This window comes from Chitinophaga deserti (assembly GCF_003149455.1).
Lineage (GTDB): Bacteria > Bacteroidota > Bacteroidia > Chitinophagales > Chitinophagaceae > Chitinophaga > Chitinophaga deserti.
In genome coordinates this window covers 253,616-271,886 of the sequence record NZ_QFFK01000002.1, presented here as the reverse complement: position 1 = coordinate 271,886, position 18,271 = coordinate 253,616, and the positions used below count along the sequence as shown (strand labels likewise).

Annotated in this window: 11 protein-coding genes; 10 read left to right on the top strand and 1 reads right to left on the bottom strand. The window is 51.9% G+C overall.

Going from position 1 to position 18,271, the window contains the following annotated elements; genetic code table 11:
* Nucleotides 1–93 precede the first annotated feature (93 nt).
* The 10 genes from DEV76_RS05110 (at nucleotide 94) to DEV76_RS05065 (ending at nucleotide 17,029) form a co-directional block, all read left to right on the top strand.
* Nucleotides 94–1,287, top strand: a complete 1,194-nt coding sequence (locus tag DEV76_RS05110; RefSeq protein ID WP_109695787.1) for a DegT/DnrJ/EryC1/StrS family aminotransferase — start codon at nucleotides 94–96, stop codon at nucleotides 1,285–1,287.
* 15 nt (nucleotides 1,288–1,302) lie between these two features.
* Nucleotides 1,303–2,040, top strand: a complete 738-nt coding sequence (gene kdsB / locus DEV76_RS05105; protein ID WP_109695785.1) for a 3-deoxy-manno-octulosonate cytidylyltransferase — start codon at nucleotides 1,303–1,305, stop codon at nucleotides 2,038–2,040.
* Nucleotides 2,041–2,063: 23 nt separating this feature from the next.
* Nucleotides 2,064–3,140, top strand: coding sequence for an iron-containing alcohol dehydrogenase family protein (locus DEV76_RS05100; protein ID WP_109695783.1), 1,077 nt, complete (start codon nucleotides 2,064–2,066; stop codon nucleotides 3,138–3,140).
* Between the two features lie 79 nt (nucleotides 3,141–3,219).
* Nucleotides 3,220–3,717 (top strand): hypothetical protein, encoded by a 498-nt coding sequence (locus DEV76_RS05095; RefSeq protein ID WP_109695781.1) that lies wholly within the window; start codon nucleotides 3,220–3,222, stop codon nucleotides 3,715–3,717.
* Between the two features lie 44 nt (nucleotides 3,718–3,761).
* Complete coding sequence (locus tag DEV76_RS05090; protein ID WP_109695779.1) at nucleotides 3,762–4,139, top strand: group III truncated hemoglobin; 378 nt, start codon at nucleotides 3,762–3,764, stop codon at nucleotides 4,137–4,139.
* A gap of 247 nt (nucleotides 4,140–4,386) precedes the next feature.
* The gene (locus DEV76_RS05085) at nucleotides 4,387–4,911 is read left to right on the top strand and encodes a DUF4402 domain-containing protein (RefSeq protein WP_109695776.1); all 525 of its coding nucleotides are present in this window, start codon (nucleotides 4,387–4,389) and stop codon (nucleotides 4,909–4,911) included.
* A gap of 208 nt (nucleotides 4,912–5,119) precedes the next feature.
* The gene (locus DEV76_RS05080; protein WP_157962722.1) at nucleotides 5,120–5,860 is read left to right on the top strand and encodes a fimbrial biogenesis chaperone; all 741 of its coding nucleotides are present in this window, start codon (nucleotides 5,120–5,122) and stop codon (nucleotides 5,858–5,860) included.
* A 27-nt stretch (nucleotides 5,861–5,887) separates the two neighbouring features.
* Nucleotides 5,888–13,867, top strand: coding sequence for a hypothetical protein (locus DEV76_RS05075; protein WP_109695771.1), 7,980 nt, complete (start codon nucleotides 5,888–5,890; stop codon nucleotides 13,865–13,867).
* A gap of 4 nt (nucleotides 13,868–13,871) precedes the next feature.
* Nucleotides 13,872–14,378 (top strand): DUF4402 domain-containing protein, encoded by a 507-nt coding sequence (locus DEV76_RS05070; RefSeq protein WP_109695768.1) that lies wholly within the window; start codon nucleotides 13,872–13,874, stop codon nucleotides 14,376–14,378.
* Complete coding sequence (locus DEV76_RS05065; protein ID WP_109695766.1) at nucleotides 14,375–17,029, top strand: hypothetical protein; 2,655 nt, start codon at nucleotides 14,375–14,377, stop codon at nucleotides 17,027–17,029. Before DEV76_RS05070 ends, DEV76_RS05065 begins: the two co-directional genes overlap by 4 nt.
* Here the strand turns inward: DEV76_RS05065 and DEV76_RS05060 are convergent.
* The gene (locus tag DEV76_RS05060) at nucleotides 17,026–18,240 is read right to left on the bottom strand and encodes an MFS transporter (RefSeq protein ID WP_109695764.1); all 1,215 of its coding nucleotides are present in this window, start codon (nucleotides 18,238–18,240) and stop codon (nucleotides 17,026–17,028) included. The two genes, DEV76_RS05065 and DEV76_RS05060, sit on opposite strands and share 4 nt — an antisense overlap.
* Nucleotides 18,241–18,271: the final 31 nt, after the last annotated feature.

Sequence of the window (18,271 nt, the reverse complement as noted above, 5' to 3'; positions counted from 1 at the left end):
ACCCCTGTTTCTTTATAGAAAAGTTTAACGGTTTTTATCGGTTTTCCATTCCGGGATTGTTCTACCTTTGCACGACTACAAAAATTTTGCATTATGCCCGGATTTGAACTATTTGGAGCTGAAGAAAAAAAGGAAGTGAACGACGTCCTGGAAACAGGGATTTACATGCGTTACGGATTCGACGGTCCCCGTAAAGGGATCTGGAAAGCGAAAGAACTGGAACAGGCGCTTTGCGAGCGATTTAACGTGCAATATGCGCAGCTGACTTCCAGCGGCACCACCGCCCTTACCACCGCTATGGCTGCTCTTGGCCTGGGTGCGGGAGACGAGATCATTATGCCCACCTTTACCTTCGTAGCCAGCTTCGAAGCAGTGCTTTCTGTAGGCGCTACACCTGTGCTGGTAGATGTGGATGATACCATGACGCTGGCCCCTGATGCTGTGCGCGCTGCTATTACCCCCCGTACAAAATGCGTGATGCCCGTACATATGTGTGGTTCCATGGCCGACATGGATGCACTGATGGACATCTGCCGCGAACATAACCTCATTCTGCTGGAAGATGCCTGCCAGTCTACCGGCGCCACCCACAAAGGCCGCGCTCTTGGTTCCATCGGGCATGCCGGTACCTTCTCATTCGACTTTGTGAAAACGATCACCTGCGCCGAAGGCGGAGCGATCATCACCAACGATAAAGACGTTTATACTAAATGCGATGCTTACTCCGATCATGGTCACGACCACCTCGGCGGGGCAGACCGTGGCGCCGATGGCCACCCGCATCTTGGATACAACTTCCGCATTTCCGAATTGCACGCAGCGGTGGGCCTTGCGCAGATCCGTAAGCTGGACCGCTTCCTTGCCATCCTCCGTAATAACTACGGTATCGTAAAAGAAGCGCTGGCAACAGTTCCGCAGGTGGAGTTCCGCCGTATCCCCGATCCTGCGGGCGACAGCTGCACCCATCTTTCCTTCTTCCTCCCCGACCTGGATACTGCCCGTGCAGCCGCCAAAGCCATTAAAGCTGCCGGCCTGCCTGCATTCCATTGGTTCGATAATAACTGGCATTATTTCCGCAAGTGGAACCACCTGCAGGAAGGTGCTACCCTCACCAAATTCCCGGAACAGCTGGCTAAAGACCTGGCCGCATACCAAACCAAACAATTCCCCGCTTCCGACGCCATCATCAGCCGTTGCATCTCCTTCCCGATCAGTCTTGCATGGACAGATGAGGAAGTGCGCGAGCGTGCTGAGAAACTGACGGCTGCCGTTAAAAGCGTGTTGTAATCTTAAACTTCCGGCATGAAGAAAATCGCATTGATCCCGGCGCGGTACGCCGCTTCCCGGTTTCCCGGCAAAATGATGGCAGTGCTTGCAGGCAAAACCGTTATCTGGCGCACATACGAATCCACCCGTGATACCGGTGTGTTCGACGAAGTGATGGTAGTAACCGACAGCGACATCATTTTTGAAGAAATCACCCGCAATGGCGGTAAAGCCATCATGAGCCAGCGCGAACACGAAAGCGGTTCAGACCGTATCGCCGAAGCGGTGGAAGGAATGACCGATGTGGATATCGTAGTGAATGTTCAGGGAGATACACCCTTTACCCGCCGCGAGCCGCTGGAAAAACTACTGCAGGTATTTGAAGGAGAAGCCGGCAAAAAAGTGCAGGTGGCATCCCTCATGCAGGAGCTGAAAGAGTGGAAAGATATTGAAGATCCCAACTTCGTGAAAGTTGCGGTAGACAAGGATTTCAACTCACTCATGTTCTCCCGCTCCGTGATTCCCTACCCGCGGGATAAAAACGTGCCCACCGTGTACTACGAGCATATCGGCATCTATGCTTTCCGCCGCGAAGCCCTGCTCCGGTTCACCCGCACGCCTATGACGCCGCTGGAAGCTGCGGAAAAAGTAGAATGCCTGCGCTATCTGGAAATGGGCATCCCCCTCAAAATGGTCGTTACCGACTATATGGGTGTGGAAATTGATACACCTGAAGATCTTGATAGAGCCTCCAGATTGCTGGACCAACTATAAACACAAAAAATCCGGGATAAAACATGAAATTCAGAAACTTTAAACTGGTAGGATACGTCATTTTCGGACGGGGTGCGTTCAACCAGCTCGATGAGATCATTGCCCCGCGCCGTAAAGGTGATGCGCCGATGATATTTTTTGTGGACCATTTCTTTGAAGGCAACAAGCCCTTCGTTTCCCGCATTCCCCTGCGTGGTAAAGACAAGGTTGTTTTCATTGACGTAACGCATGAGCCTAAAACTACTTACGTAGACCGCCTGCGTGATGAGCTGAAAGCCGAATTCGGTGAAGTAAGCGGCATCATCGGCATCGGTGGCGGCTCTACCCTCGATATGGCGAAAGCAGTTTCTCTCATGATGACCAACCCCGGCTCTTCGGCCGATTACCAAGGCTGGGACCTCGTGAAAATGCCCGGTGTTTATAAAGCCGGCATCCCCACCCTTTCCGGAACCGGTGCTGAAGTGAGCCGTACAACCGTGCTTACAGGCCCTACCCGTAAACTGGGTATGAACTCCGACTTCACACCTTTCGACCAGATTGTGCTGGATCCTGAACTGATCGCCAACGCGCCTGTAAACCAGCGCTTCTATACCGCGATGGATTGCTACATCCACTGCATCGAATCACTGGAAGGTACGTTCCTGAACGCTTTCAGCCGCTCCTATGGCGAAAAGGCGCTGGAACTCTGCCAGGAGATTTACCTGAAGAAAGATCGCTGGGACGAAGACTCAGATGAAAAGCTGATGATGGCATCTTATGCCGGCGGTATGAGCATTGCCTATTCTCAGGTGGGCGTAGCCCATGCGGTGAGCTATGGCCTCAGCTATCTCCTGGGTACCAAACATGGTGTAGGCAACTGCATCGTGTTCGACAAACTGGAAGAGTTTTACCCGGCAGGCGTGAAGGAATTTAAGCTGATGGTGGATAAGCACCAGGTGGAAATTCCCCAGCACATCACCAAAGGCCTCAGTGATGCTGACTTCGAAACAATGATCGACGTATCCATGGGCCTGGCTCCGCTTTGGGAAAATGCCCTCGGTAAAGACTGGCAAACACTTATGACCCGCGACCGCCTGCGCAAGCTGTACGAAAAACTATAATTCTTCCGGAAGGAAAAATATACCAGAGAGGCTGCAGGACGCTCCGGCGATGCAGCCTCTTTTTTTAAAACCCTGATGCATGGAACCCATTAAAAAACTCACCGAGCAATACGCCAGTGTACTCCTGAAAGTAAAAGAGCGCCGTACGGCCTGGCAGCAGCAGGCTAAGCCATTCCTCATTCAGCATCTCAATGAAGTGATTGCCCGCCACCCCCTAAACTGGAAGGCAGGAGCCAATGAAATGATGCAGGGCCTCGAGGCAGTATACCTCCTTTTCGACCACGAACCCAGTGGCATTGTGGAGCAATCGCCTTTCAGTGTGGTACAGAAAATGAAGATCGGCGGGTTCCTGTCGTTCTCCCAAACCCGCAACGGGCAAATTGTTGTTTGGATCAGCTTCCCATTTATCGACGGGATGTCGGAAGAAAAGCCCCGGAATGAAACGCTTGATACCCTGGAGCCGGAAGAGCTGACGGTTGAATCCGTAGACCGGTTTATCGGGAAGTTCCTCGAAGAAATGATACAGTGGGAAGATGATGCCCGCGACGAGATCGGGTTTATCCGTAAGCGGGATTGACCGTCGTCATCATTTAATTCCTTATAGCGTACGATCTTTGTACCATGCACGACATCAGACACAGTGAAGATATCCGGCTGCTGGTTAATACCTTTTACGACAAAATCCGTGAGGATGAGTTGCTGGGGCCTGTTTTCAATGAGCGCATAGCGCCGCAGGCCTGGCCCGCCCACCTGGAAACCATGTATAAATTCTGGGGATTACAGCTGCTGGGAGAAAAGGAATATTTCGGAGCACCTTATGCCAAGCACCGCACGCTGCCGGTAGATAAGCCCCATTTCGACCGCTGGATGGAACTCTGGACGGCTACTGCTGATGAATTATTCAGCGGCCCCCGGATATCTACCGCTAAAGTAAAAGCCGCCGCCATTGCCCAGGTATTTCTGGGTAAAATGCGCTTTGAGCGGGGCATTTTTGATTAATTTCTATTGTTGTTAATTCCTCCCCTCCTGCCTATTGCAAGTATGGCTGCTGGCACAACAGCGTATGAGCCTGCCAAAAGTCTCATTTTCAGCCTTCATTCGTGAACATATCGGAGGGCTGAAATGTTAATGAATGTTGTAACCGTATCTGAACCGTCTTCTAAGCAATAAGTTTCCCCCTGTGGCTGTCACCCCTTTGGGGTGTAACTCACTCATACCTTTGATTCACCACACGAAAAACGGGCATATGAAAAACGCGACCCTCTTATTGACCTTTTCAACATTACTGGTAGGATTTTCTCTCCAGAGCAAGGCACAGGCATCCGCTTCGGCAACCGCTAATGCCACGGCAACCATCGTGACACCGATCACAATTACCAAGAACACGGACCTGGAATTCGGGAATGTAGCAGTTAGTGCCACCGTTCCCGGTACGGTAGTAATGACACCTGCTGGTGTGAGAACACCGTCGGGCGGCGTAACCCTGCCTAACACAACAGGTACGGTAACTGCTGCTTCTTTTCTGGTAGAAGGGGTGGCCGGCTATGCCTACTCCATTACCCTGCCGTCTACAGCCGTGAACCTGGTACTGACAGGTGCTCCAAACATGACAGTAACTGCTTTCACCAGTACCCCTTCCCTCAATGGTACGCTCGACACCAATGGAGAGCAAACATTAAATGTAGGAGGTACGCTAAATGTTGCTGCCGGGCAGCCTGCGGGTGATTATGCCACTACAGTTCCGTTTACCGTAACGGTGAACTATAACTAAATCCGAGTCAGGACCCTTTCCGTCCGGGAGGTTTTTACGATTGCTTTTGCTGCTGTAGTTGCGGCCCGGACTTATTTTTTCCCAAATGTGATGACCCATGCCTTCCAAGCTCCGATTAATTACCCAAATCATTACAGTAGTTCTCCTTTCCGGGGGATGTTTGAAAGCCCTTCCCCTTAAAGCCCAGGGTAATTTGCTTATTACCCCCATGCGCGTGGTTTTTGACGGGAAAAAGAAAATGCATGAACTCAACCTCGCCAATACCGGCTCCGATACTGCCAGATATATCATTTCATTTATAGAGATCAAAATGCATGAAAACGGATCGTTTGAGCAGATAACCGAAGCAGAAATCGGGCAGCGCTTTGCCAGTCCGTTTGTACGCTTTTTCCCCAGAAGCGTGGTGCTGCCGCCCAATGAGGCCCAGCTGGTGAAGCTCCAGGTATATAATACCGGCGATCTGGAAAGCGGCGAATACCGGTCTCATCTTTACCTGCGGGCAGAGCCGGTTGCCGCAGCCCTGGGCGACCAGGGCAGTAAAAAGGATTCTTCCGAAGGGGGTATTTCCATCCGGCTTACACCGGTTTTCGGTATTTCCATCCCTGTCATCATCCGTACGGGAGAACAGCATGTGGAAGTGAGCCTGGACAGTTTACAGATGGCCGGAACACCCGCCGCGAAACAGTTGCAGGTTACCTTCAAAAGGAAAGGGAACATTTCTGTATACGGCGATGTGCGGGTAGATTATTTAACGCCGCAGGGCAAGCGAACACAGGTGGCGGAAATTAAAGGCGTGGCAGTTTACACGCCCACCACACAGAGAAAACTCATGATACCACTGGCGGCAGGCCCCGATTACAGGATGGGCAGGCTGGAAGTGACCTATATGACAGCACCCGAAAAATCCGAGACCCCACTGGCCTGGGCGGCACTAACGCTACGCCCGTAAAATCCTGAAGGGTACAACACCATATGCATGAAAACCGTTTGTTATAGCCGATGGATACAACTGGCGCTGGCCTGTTGCCTTTTAGGTACAGGCGCTCTGCGCGCGCAAACCACCAGCTGGAAAGGAACTACAAGCACCAGCTGGAGCACGGCGTCTAACTGGACAAACGGGGTACCATCCGCCACAGTAGATGCTGTGATCGGTGACGGGAGCTTTACTGGCAGTTTTCAGCCTACTATTTCAACCTCCGCAGCCACCAAAAACCTGACGATCAGCGCCACCGGCTCTCCGGTACTCACCATTTCCAAAGCACTCACAATATCCGGTAACCTCACCCTTAATGCGGGCGGCTCCATTTCTCACCGGGGCGTTACCGTAACGGTAAAAGGGGACTGGGCCAACAGCGGCGCATATACCGGTACTACAACCACTTCAAGGGTCAACTTTGCGGGAGCAAATCAAACAATCAGCGGTACTACTGTTACCGCTTTCAGGAGAGTGAGCGTAAACGCGGGCAGTATCGTTACCATGCAGTCGAATTTTTCAACGAGCGTGAACCTTACCGTCAGCGGTACACTGATACCAGCAGAAAATGCCACGCCACCGGTGGTTTCCGGAACGGGTACTTTAACCGTGGCCGCAACGGGCGTTTTACATGTAACTGCGGCCACTTACGCAGCGAATTATGCCAATACGGGAACGGTATCTCTCTCCGCAGGATCTGTGGTAGTATATAGTGCAACCACAAAGAACCAGACAGTCCGTAATAACCTTACCTATTCCACCCTGCGCGTTTCGGGAGCAGGGTTCATCAAATCTCTGGCTGGTAACCTCAATGCCATGAATGCCACCACAACTGCTACCGGCAGGATTGAAGTGGAATCAGGAGCCTTAGACCTGGCGGGCTTCACCGCAAACCGGGGTACCACTGTTGCGGGAGGCGCGGTGCTGGTTTTTAATGGGGCTACCCTGCGTATGTCGGCCTCCAACTTCCCTGGGAATTTTGCAGGTGTAGACCTTCGTTTGTCAAGCACGGTGGAGTATTATGGCGGCACGCAAACGGTGTCGTCCCAAACATATGGCAACCTTTTACTGACGGGTAATACAGGAGCAGCGGTGAAAACACTGCCGGGAACCGCTTTCAGGGTGGAGGGGAATCTTACCAGTACTGTCGGTACTGCCACTTCGGTATCTTTTACTGCTGCCTCTGCAATAACGGTGAACGGGAGCGTAAGCATCGGTAACAGCACAACATTCAATGGGGGAAGTTTTGTGCATAACATCGCCGGGAACTTCGCCGTGCTGGGAACCTATACGGGAGCAACGAGTACCATACGCATGGCAGGTGGCGGGGGCATCATCAGCGGTACAGGCACACATAATTACTTCAACCTTACTTTTGCAGCCAGTAATATTACCGCTACCGCAGATGCGGCTATTAATGTTGCGGGCGATCTTGCAGATGTGGAACCCGGAGCATTTACACATGCAACCGGCGGTACTTTCACGATGACCGGAGCCGCTAAATCCATCTCCGGACCGGATATTGTTTTTGACAACCTCGTTATTGCCTCAGGTGCCTCCACCACAATGGGCACAACAATCAAAGTCAATGGTAATATGACGGTTACCGGCACTTTTACAGGCACGGGCGGTACGGTGATAATGAGCGGAACGTCTAAAAGTATTTCAGGAAGTGGCACTGCTGTGTTTGGAACATTACAGCCAACGGGCACTATTTCTACAGCCAGTAATTTTACCATCAATAACGCACTGGATGTTGGCGGTAGTTTCACCGCCACGGCCAATACTGCCACCTTTACCGCTACCAGCAGCGTAAGGGGAACCGCGAATCTTTTTAATGTAACCGTCAACGGAACTTCTCTTACCATGGGGGCCAATGCTGTGCTGGGCATTGCCGGTGTGTTTACGGTTACTGCCGGCACTTTCGATGTTACATCCAATATTCCCAATACGGTTATTTATAACGGAACGGGCGCTCAATCCGTAAGGGCAGGTGCCTATCATCACCTCACTATCGGCGGGAGTGCTACCAAAACCGCAGCCGGGGCTATCACTGTAAATGGCGATATGAATATTGCTGCCGGGGGAACTTTCAGTGCCGGAAGCTCAACGCACACGGTGTATGGTAACTGGGCCACGGCAGGTACTTTTACTGCAGGAACCGGGACCATTACTTTCGCAGGATCGCTGCCCTCCAATATCAGCGGTACAAATACTTTCGCTAATCTGACCCTTGCCAAGGCAAGCAGCACTACGCCCGTTAACCTGCTTAACAATACTACCGTTTCCACAGTAAATATGAATGCGGGATGGATTAATACGGGGAGTAACGCAATCATTATCACAACCACACGCACCGGCCCGGGTATCATTATGGGTACTATAACAAGGCAACACGGGTTTACACTGATTGGAGGTGTGTATGAATTTGAAAGTCCGAACAATACACTTACCATTACCCTTTCCACATTACTTACGTCTGTAACGGTTACTGTCAAAAAAGGACCGGTAACGGATTTTCCCGGTGGCGCGAGTATTAACAGAGAGTATACGGTTTCTTCTACCGGCGTATTGAATTTAGCACTTGCATCCATGAAATTCCATTATGAGGATGATGAGCTGAACGGAAATACGGAAAGTACTATGAATGTATGGCTGAACTCAGGTGGAAGCTGGGCTTCACAGGGTAAATCGGGGAACAGTACAACGGATAACTGGGTGTCGGCAGGTGCATTAACAGCGATCAACGGACGGTGGACATTATCATCTACTGCCAATATCGTGCGGTGGAACGGCAAGATCAGCAGCGACTGGAACACGTTGGCCAACTGGTCTGTCTTATCAGGAACACCAACACGCCCGCCCGGCGTCAACGATATCGTGATCATTGGCGATTCCACTTTCCTCAATCAGCCAGTAATCAGTACAGCCGTATCCATCAAAGGGCTCAACTTTGCCAGTGTAAAAGCTGCAACGCTCACCCTGAGCGGCGGTTCCCTCACCACGAGTGGCAACATTTCAGGCTCTTGGGCGGCAGATGCTCAGCATACTATCAACGCAGGAAATCAGAGTATAACGGTGAATGGCGATTTCCTCATGTCTGAAGGAACCAATAACAGGTCTATTAATCTGAATATAGGCAGCGGCAGTGTAAGCGTATCGGGGAATGTGCAGCAGCGGGGCAATGCTTCCCTTATTTTTTCAGGCACAGGTACGCTGACTGTAGGGGGGAATTACATTTATACAGGAGGTACCTTTACTGGAGGAAGCGGCACCGTAGTTTATAGTGGCAGTGGTACGCAGAATGTGGCAGGCGTCAATTACAACCATCTCACCTTTCAGAAAACAGGCGGTACCGGCTTACTGGGAGGAGCATCTGTTATGACCGGAGACCTGACGGTGAATGGCGGACAGTTTTCGCTGGAAGGTTTTAACCTCAGCGCAGTGAATGTGGCGATTGCTTCAGGTGCTACATTACTTGGCGGCTCTTCCACAATAGGTGTTACAGGTAACTGGAGCAACGCCGGCACCTTCTCCCCCGGCTCGGGCACGGTATCATTATCCGGTTCAGCAGCGCAGAATGTTTCTGCCTCACCTTTCAATCATTTCGTTGTCAATAAAAGTTCCGGTGCGGCATCGCTGACGGGTAACATCACCCTGACCGGTAACCTTACACTTTCCACCGGTACCCTGGCGCTGGGTACTTTTACTGCTAACAGAACCGCCACAGGCGGCTCCATGCAGATGGGAGCAGGTACCCTGCTTACTGTTGGCGGAAGCGCTAACTTCCCGTCATTATTTTCTTCCTACAGCCTGAATACTTCCAGCACCGTACAGTTTAACGGAACGGTAGCGCAGGCCGTGCCGGGAGCTATTACTTATGGTAATCTGGAATTCAGTAACGGGGGCGGCGCAGCTAAAACACTTCAGACCAGTGCAACCGTTAACGGCAATATTACCATCAATAACGGCAGCACTTTCAGTGGAGATGTACATACCGTTAATCTATACGGGAACTGGATCAACAGCGGCACCTACACTCCAGGGAGCAGCACGCTTACCCTGAATGGTACATCCAAAACCATTACCGGCAGCACCACCTTCAACAGGATAACCGTTTATGGCAGTTATGCCGTAGACGGTAGTAACTGTACGTACAACGGATTACTGAATATTACCTCCACCGGTTCGTTTGATGCGGGAGCGGGAGTAGCTACGGTTAACGGAGACCTTACCAACAGCGGGTCGCTCACAAGTAATGGCACTACTACCTTTACCGGACTTCAGTTACAAACGATTCGTTTCATTAATGCCGTTGTATCTAATTCCAGCGGTATTGTGAACTTTAACGGTAATGTGGCGCCGGTACTTAATTCCACCAGCAGTCCCACTTATGCTACGCTCAATATCAATAATACTGCAGGTGTAACCGCCAGTGTGGGATGGAACGTGATGGTGGCATTTAACATCAGCAGCGGCGCTACTTTCAACAGCGGAAACGGCACACATAATATTTACGGCACCTTCACAAATAACGGTACCGTTACCAGCAACGGCACTATCAACTTCTTACCGGCTGCACCCGGCACCATACAGCTGACGGGCACTTCATTTTCCAGTAACGGGAACCTGGTGTTTGGAGGCACAGGTGCCATTTCGGTAACCGGGGCACCGGCTGCCTTGAATAATGTAACAATCACCAACTCTTCCGGTGTTACGCCTAATGCAAACTGGACGATGAACGGCAGCTTCCTCATCAGCAGCACGGGCGTGTTCAACGCCGGGTCGTACACTTTTACTGTGGGCGAAGATGTGGAAAGTAACGGAACGCTGAATGGTGGCACTTCCAACTTCACGCTCACTTCAACGAGTACCGATGGTGCAATTACCGGAAGCACCACTACCACTTTCTATGATGTACTGATTACCGGAACCATTACTGCAGTTGCGGATTATAATGTCAGCCACAATTTTACGAACAACGGCACCTATATTGGGGAGCCCGGTGTACTTACCATGACCGGTGCACTGGCCGGCGCCATCGGCAGCGGTACTCTTTCATCGTTTAACCTGGATTATCTCACCATCCGGAAAAGCAGCGGAATAGCGGTGACGCTCACCAAACCCATTACTTCAGTGACGGCTTTACAGATCGAGTCCGGCATATTTGATATCGGGGCAAATGCGATAACTGAAGATGCAGGACTATTAAGCATTGAAGACAATGCACGTCTTATCATCCGCGGAAATAATACCCTTCCGGTTTTTACCGATTACCACCTGGATACACTCAGCACCGTGGAGTATGCCGGCGCCACTCAAACAGTTTCAACAGCCACGCCTTATGGCAACCTCGTCATATCTGCAGCAGGTGATAAAACCGCTGCAAGCATCCTGAAAGTGATAAACAATTTCACATTGACGAACGGCAACTTCATCCCCGGTGCTTTTGCCGACAGTATCGGCGGCAACTGGACGATGACGGGCGGAACATTCACTAACACCGGCAACACTATGGTGTTTTACGGTAGTGGTGAGCAGCAACTGTCCAGCACCGGCGCATTTAATAACTTTACGGTGAAGAAGCCCTCCGGCTTTGTGAATCTTGTCACAGACCTTACTGTGAACGGCACACTCAATTTCATTCAACGGAATATCCGCACCAGTGATTTCACAGTTATTCTTCCTGCGACCGGTGCAGTAACCAATGCTGCACAGGGCACGGGCTGGGTGTTTGGCAGGTTGCGGAAACAGGTGGCCACGGGTACCGGTGTAGTACGGAGTTTTGAAGTGGGGGATAGTCTTATTTATGCACCGGCCTCTCTCACATTTGCCAGCGTAAGCACGGCGGGTAGTGTTACCGCAAGAACGATTGGTACCGATATTTCCGGTTTATCGCTTTCCGGAATGGATGCGGCAAAGAGCGTAAACCGATATTGGGCATTTGAAAACGGTGGTACCGTTTTCACTAATACTTCTGCTACCCTCAACTGGAACGCCACTGACCTTGATGCCGGCGTGGTTACTGCAAACCTGAAGGGTGTAAACGTTGTGGGAGCCACACGTACACTTCCCCCTGTTACTTCCGTAACCGCCACCTCCATCTCACTGTCCGGGATAACTGAACTGGGTATGCTGGCAGTAGCAGAGCTGATTGCGGCCATAAACTGGACAGGTAACCTCAGCACCAACTGGTATACCAATGGGAACTGGTCTACCGGCGTAGTGCCCGTGCAAACCAGTAATGTAGTGATCCCCACAGGCCGGCCTAATTACCCGGATGTTACCACCGGCACCGCACTTACAAACGACCTCACCATACAATCAGGCGCTACTGTAATCGTAACTACCGGTTTGCTGAAAGTAAGCGGGGTACTGGCTAACAGCGGCACCTTCACCGTATCTAACGGAAGCCTGGAGCTGAACGGCACAACGGCTCAAACCATTCCGGCATCTGTATTTGCAGGTAACGAAATCAGGAACCTTACGATTAATAACCCTGCAGGCGTAACGCTGGGTGGAACATTGCTGGTGAATGGTATCCTTAAAGCCACCACAGGTACATTGGCCGCAGGGAACTTCCTTACCCTGGGCTCTACAGCCGTACGTACTGCACTCATAGACGGTGCCGGCGGCGGACAGGTGACGGGAACTGTAACCATGCAGCGCTATCTGCCCTCCGGGTTCGGCTATAAATATTTCGCTTCGCCTTTTCAGTCGGCCACGGTTAATGAGCTGGCAGATGAAGTAAACCTTGCCGCCACATTCCCTGAGTTATATAGCTACGACGAAAACAAAACCACTTCGGGGTGGACGGCTTATACCACTACCTCCAACCCGCTTACATCCATGCGGGGATATGCCGCTAACCTCGGCGTATCCACTTCACCTGTTACGGCGGATATGAGCGGTACGGTCACTAATGCTCCTGTAAGTCTTACCCTGCTGAACAATAACCGCGTGTATACGAAAGGGTTTCACCTGGTGGGGAATCCCTACCCCTCACCCATAGACTGGGATGCCGTTACCGGCTGGACGCGCACCAACATCGATAATGCAGTTTATTATTTCAACGCAGGCACGGCCGACCGTTATGTGGGAACATACAGTTCATACATCAATGGAATTTCCAGTGATGGGGTGGCAAACGGCATTGTACCCTCTATGCAGGGCTTCTTCATCCATGTGAGCGATGGCGCGTATCCTGTAACGGGCACATTGACGGCTACCAATGCAGTAAGGGTCAATGATCTGGCGCCGGTATTTCACCGCCGCCCGCCACCTGTAGAACCGCTCTTCCGCTTTTCTGCTGGCTTTGCGGATGACGGCTTCCCGCAGGACCCGGCAGTGCTGTATTTCGACGACCACGCCACCAAAGGATATGATGAAGAGATGGACGCGCTGAAGATGCGAAATACCGATGCCCGGGTTCCCAACCTCATCATGGAAGGGCCTGGCGGGCGGGAGCTTTCCATCTGCGCATGGCCAAATCGTACGGAACTTACTGATACGCTGCCGCTGCGTATTGTAGCAGAGCGTGCGGGGATGCTCACTTTCCGCACCGAAGCACTGGAGCGTATGCCGGCGAGCCGCCGCATCTACCTCTACGATTCTTCCGCACGCCGCACCACCGAAATGATTATGGGAGCGCAATACCGGACAGACGTTTCCGCCGGCGATCATCGTAACCGCTTCTTCCTCGTATTTGGCCCGCGCAATGGCACGGGCGGTGGGGATGATAACCTGCCCGGTGAGTTCGGCGCCTGGAGCAACGGGGGGCAGCTGTATGGATCGTTTGCGCATGTGGAGGGAGACAGATGTACTGTTACCGTTTCCGGCATAACCGGGCAGCTTCTTTTCCGGAAAGAACTATCTGGAAGCGGGCGCCATTCGCTGGGTTCGGGGTATAGTGCCGGTATGTACATCGTAACGTTCCATGCAGGCCATCAAAAAGAAACCAGAAAAGTGATCATACAAAAATGATGTAATGAAGAGCAGGTACGGATATTTAAAATGGATCGCAGCGCTGGCATTATTGTCGGCTACTACGGCGGTGCTCGGCCAGGAGCAGCCCCCGCGGCCCATTGCCGTGCATGTAGATCCGGGACAGGGATTGATTTTCGGCGCTTTCTTTTCAGGGCCATCCGGAGGAACGGTCACTATTTTTCCTGATGGTACACGTACTGTGATGGGAACGGTAGTAGGTGCTAATATGGGATACCCTTTTGCTCCGGCCATTTTTGAAGTGGAAGCCAACCCGGGCACCATTATTCATATCATACGCGGGCCGGCTGTAGTATTAAATGGCAGCAACGGCGGATCAATGACGATGACGATAGGGCAGTTCTCCACTTCTGATACTTTTGTAACCACCGCTACTCCACCTACCCGTAACCTGGTGCGTGTTGGCGGTATCCTTACAGTTGGCAGCCCGCCGTCGAATCCGGTAGGTGCGTATAACGGAACCTTCAGTCTGACATTTATACAGGAATGAAGCATACCCCACATACCAGGTTGTTGCCGCGAGCCGTAAAACGTATCGCGGCATTTGTATGTGCCTGTTGCTGGTGTTGGGGAGCGTCGGGGAAAGGTCCGGGGGATGATGTGCCCATCCTGTATGAAACCTCCGTATACCTGTCGGTACAGGGCCTGGGAGGGTTGGAAGTTCCTGCCCTCATCAACAACGATACGGCTTATCTATCTGTCACCGATGTATTTGATTTCCTCAAGATCCGCCATACCCTCACGCCAGGCCGCGATTCTGTAGCGGGGTATTTTGTAAAAGAAACCAACCCCTACCTCATTGATCTGCCTGGCGGGCGTATTCACTATAAAGGCCAGCATTACCTGCTGAAGCCCTACGACCTGGTGCGGGCCGAAACAGGTATTTATCTTCGGCTGGAATATTTTGGCTCAGTATTCGGACTGCTGGCCACCTTCAACTTCAGGAGTCTTTCCGTGGCCATGAAAACCACGATGGAAATGCCCGCCATCACAGAAATGCGCCGCCAGCTCATGCGGCGTAACCTCCGGCAGCTGCAGGGCGATCTGAAGGCGGACATTGTAATAAAACGCTCTTTCTCACTGTTCCGCTTCGGGATGGCCGACTGGTCTGTTCTGGCAAGCCAGCGTAACCCGGGAGGGAATGATGTATGGGCTAACATCCGGGCCGGCGCTCAACTGGCAGGCGGCGAAGCCACCGTTTCCCTCAACTACAGCAACTACGCGTATAATCAAATCCCCGCAGGGCCGGATAAAGACAGGCGGCAAATAGGGCCCTTCGACAGGCGGCAGCAATATTACCGCTGGCGGTATGTGGATAATGACCAGCCACTGATGCGCCAGTTTATTGCCGGAAAAATATTTACCAATTCCATTTCTTCCATCTTTGACCCCGTGGTAGGCGTGCAGGTTACCAACGCCCCCACAACTTACCGCCGCTCCTTCGGTACATATACCCTCACTAATGTTACCGAACCGGGCTGGACGGTGGAGCTGTACGTCAACAATGCAATGGTGGATTATACCACAGCTGATGCCAATGGATTGTATTCCTTTCAGGTGCCGCTGGTGTATGGCAATTCACAGATCAGGCTGCGGTTTTACGGGCCATGGGGAGAAGAAAGACTCATGGAGGAAAACGTAAGCATACCCTTCAATTTCCTGCCATACAAAGAATTCGAGTACACTGCCAGTGCGGGCTTTGTGGAAGATACGGTGAACAGTTTCTTTTCACGCGGCCAGGCTTCATACGGCCTCACCCGCTTCCTTACATTGGGGGCTGGAGTGGAACATAAAAGCTCCATCCCCGGTGCTAATACGATCCCATTTGTGACCACTTCAATCCGGCTGGCGAAGAACCTGTTGCTGAGCGGGGAATATGCACATGGGGTACGCGGGAAAGGGCTGCTTACATACCGCCTGCCTGCGAACATTCAGCTGGATGCGGAATATACCAGGTACAAACAGGGCCAGCGCGCCATCATCTACTCCTTCCGCGAAGAGCGGAAAGTGATGGTGGCCAAACCATTCTTTGCAAAGAAGTTTTCCCTGTTCTCCAGGCTTACCCTCAACCAACTTATTTCCAGCTATACGCGTTACAGCACAACAGACATGTTACTGTCCGGCTCCTTCGGTAAAGTGGGTACGAGTATTAACACTTACGCGGTATTTGTGCGGGATGCAGATCCTTTCATATACAGCAATTTCGGGCTCACCTTCCGGCTTCCCGGTAATGTGCTGATGATGCCCCAGATACAATATGCCTATACTGGTCACGAAGTAATGTCTGCCAGGTGCGAGGTAGGCAAGTACATATTTCGCCGGGGATATCTGAATGCAGCGTATGAGGAGAATTTCAGGAGCGATACCAGGTTGTTCCAGGTTGGGCTGCGTTGGGATTTCTCCTTTGGGCAGCTCGGGTTGTCCTTGTTGAAAGGCAATCGTACCACTACCACCGTGCAATCGGCAAGAGGTAGTTTCGTGCATGAAGGGAAAACAGGGTACACCGCATTTAGTAACCGTAGCCTGGTGGGCACCGGAGGCCTGCTTATTTACGCTTTCCTCGACCTGAACGGTAATAGCCACCGTGATGAAGGTGAGCCTAAGTTACAGGGCCTGCGCATGAGTGTGAATGGGGGAAGACTGGTACCCCGCGCGCAGGACACTTCTGTTTGTATCATGGAAATGGAGCCCTATGTGCAATACTTCATCGATCTAAATAATAGCAACTTCGATAACCTCGCCTTCAAGATCCGTAACCCAGTTATCAAAGTGATGGCCGAGCCTAACCAGGTACGCCTTGTGGAAGTGCCCGTAGTGGTGGTGGGAGAAATTACAGGGCACGTATTTCTGCAGGAAGCCAGCCAGCGCAAAGGACTGGGCCGTATCCGGGTGCAGATACGAAAGCCCGATGGTACATTGGTAGCCTCGCCCCTCAGTGAGCCGGATGGTTTCTATAACTATCTGGGATTGCCTCCCGGCGATTATATCGTGGAGCCTGATGCCGACCAGCTCAAAAAACTGGGACTGGAGGCCTCGCCGGCAAGGATACCGGTACATATCCGCGCCACGGAAGATGGTGATGTGGTGGAGAAAGTAAAATTTGTACTGCAGCGGGTAGCCGAATCTGCTGTAAGGTTTTAACGCGGTTTGTGGTAGTGCGACCGGATGGATTTACGCGCATAACGGACGTATTTATTCCGGTACACGAAAAGCAGATAGATGGTTGCCAGAATGGTAACGCCCGCCATGATGAAGAATACCTTCCCGAAGTGTTCCGGATTGTTGCCATACCATTCTGCTGAGAAAAATGCTCCCAGTCCTATGCCTGCTTCCAGCGCAATATACATGCTCCCCAATGCACGGCCCCTGTGTTCGGGTAAGCCAAGGTCAATCGTCCAGGCGGTAACGGCGGGAGAATTCAAACCCAGCGACACCCCATACAATAATGCCCCTGCAAGCAATACCGCTGGCGTATGCGCCAATCCAATCACTACCATCGATATCGCCATCAGTGTAGCTGCGATCTTCAATACCGGTACCCTTCCGTATCGGTCAGATGTTTTGCCTGCCAGCAGCCGGATGCCAATGGAGCTGGCCGTGAAGAATGTGAAGAAAAGCCCTTTATTCTGCAACCCGAGGTGGGCACTGAAATCCGGGATAATCGTTAATAAAGCACCGTAGCTGAAGTAAGTGAGAAAGGTGATTACCACGGGCGCCATTACCGCAGGTTCAAATATTTCGTGACGGGAGATTTTTAGGAGCGCCGGCCTGAAGGATTGCCGGTTATGCAGCGTTTCCTTCATACCGATGAGGATCACGACAGACAGAAGGGCAAATACAGCAGAGATCTGGAACATTGTTACAATGCCCCATGCATTGGCGATGGATCCACCGATGGAGGGCCCCAGTGAAAGCCCGATGGTGCTGGCCAGTCCTACCATACCCATAGCCTCACCACGGCGGTTAAATGGAACCATATCGGCTACATAAGCGGATGTACCGGTGGGTTTAAAGCCGGTGGAGAAACCGTGGAAGAAGCGCAGTAACAGAAAAGCGCCTACTGTGCTTACCAGCGGGTACAGCAGGCTGCAGATCACGCAGATCACAGAGCCGAAAACCATTACGGGAATACGCCCAATGGTATCAGTAAGCTTTCCGGAAAAGGGGCGGCTCAGGCCGGCCATGAGTGTGAAAAGCCCGATGATATACCCTTTGTAATCGGCCCCGCCCAGGCTGGTAAGGTAGGCAGGCAATTCCGGGATCATCATGTTGAAGCTGGCGGAGAATAGCAGGTTGCTTAGGCAAAGCAACCCGAATTGAAGCGTATAAATCTTCCCACTCGACTGGTCCATGCTGCAAAGTTAGCCTCCCGCCATCAATTCG

Excerpts from the sequence above, each read along its gene's own strand:
- DEV76_RS05110 (WP_109695787.1), top strand. The coding sequence starts at position 94 with ATGCCCGGATTTGAACTATTTGGAGCTGAAGAAAAAAAGGAAGTGAAC.
- kdsB (WP_109695785.1), top strand. The coding sequence starts at position 1,303 with ATGAAGAAAATCGCATTGATCCCGGCGCGGTACGCCGCTTCCCGGTTT.
- DEV76_RS05100 (WP_109695783.1), top strand. The coding sequence starts at position 2,064 with ATGAAATTCAGAAACTTTAAACTGGTAGGATACGTCATTTTCGGACGG.
- DEV76_RS05095 (WP_109695781.1), top strand. The coding sequence starts at position 3,220 with ATGGAACCCATTAAAAAACTCACCGAGCAATACGCCAGTGTACTCCTG.
- DEV76_RS05090 (WP_109695779.1), top strand. The coding sequence starts at position 3,762 with ATGCACGACATCAGACACAGTGAAGATATCCGGCTGCTGGTTAATACC.
- DEV76_RS05085 (WP_109695776.1), top strand. The coding sequence starts at position 4,387 with ATGAAAAACGCGACCCTCTTATTGACCTTTTCAACATTACTGGTAGGA.
- DEV76_RS05080 (WP_157962722.1), top strand. The coding sequence starts at position 5,120 with ATGCGCGTGGTTTTTGACGGGAAAAAGAAAATGCATGAACTCAACCTC.
- DEV76_RS05075 (WP_109695771.1), top strand. The coding sequence starts at position 5,888 with ATGAAAACCGTTTGTTATAGCCGATGGATACAACTGGCGCTGGCCTGT.
- DEV76_RS05070 (WP_109695768.1), top strand. The coding sequence starts at position 13,872 with ATGAAGAGCAGGTACGGATATTTAAAATGGATCGCAGCGCTGGCATTA.
- DEV76_RS05065 (WP_109695766.1), top strand. The coding sequence starts at position 14,375 with ATGAAGCATACCCCACATACCAGGTTGTTGCCGCGAGCCGTAAAACGT.
- DEV76_RS05060 (WP_109695764.1), bottom strand. The coding sequence starts at position 18,240 with ATGGACCAGTCGAGTGGGAAGATTTATACGCTTCAATTCGGGTTGCTT.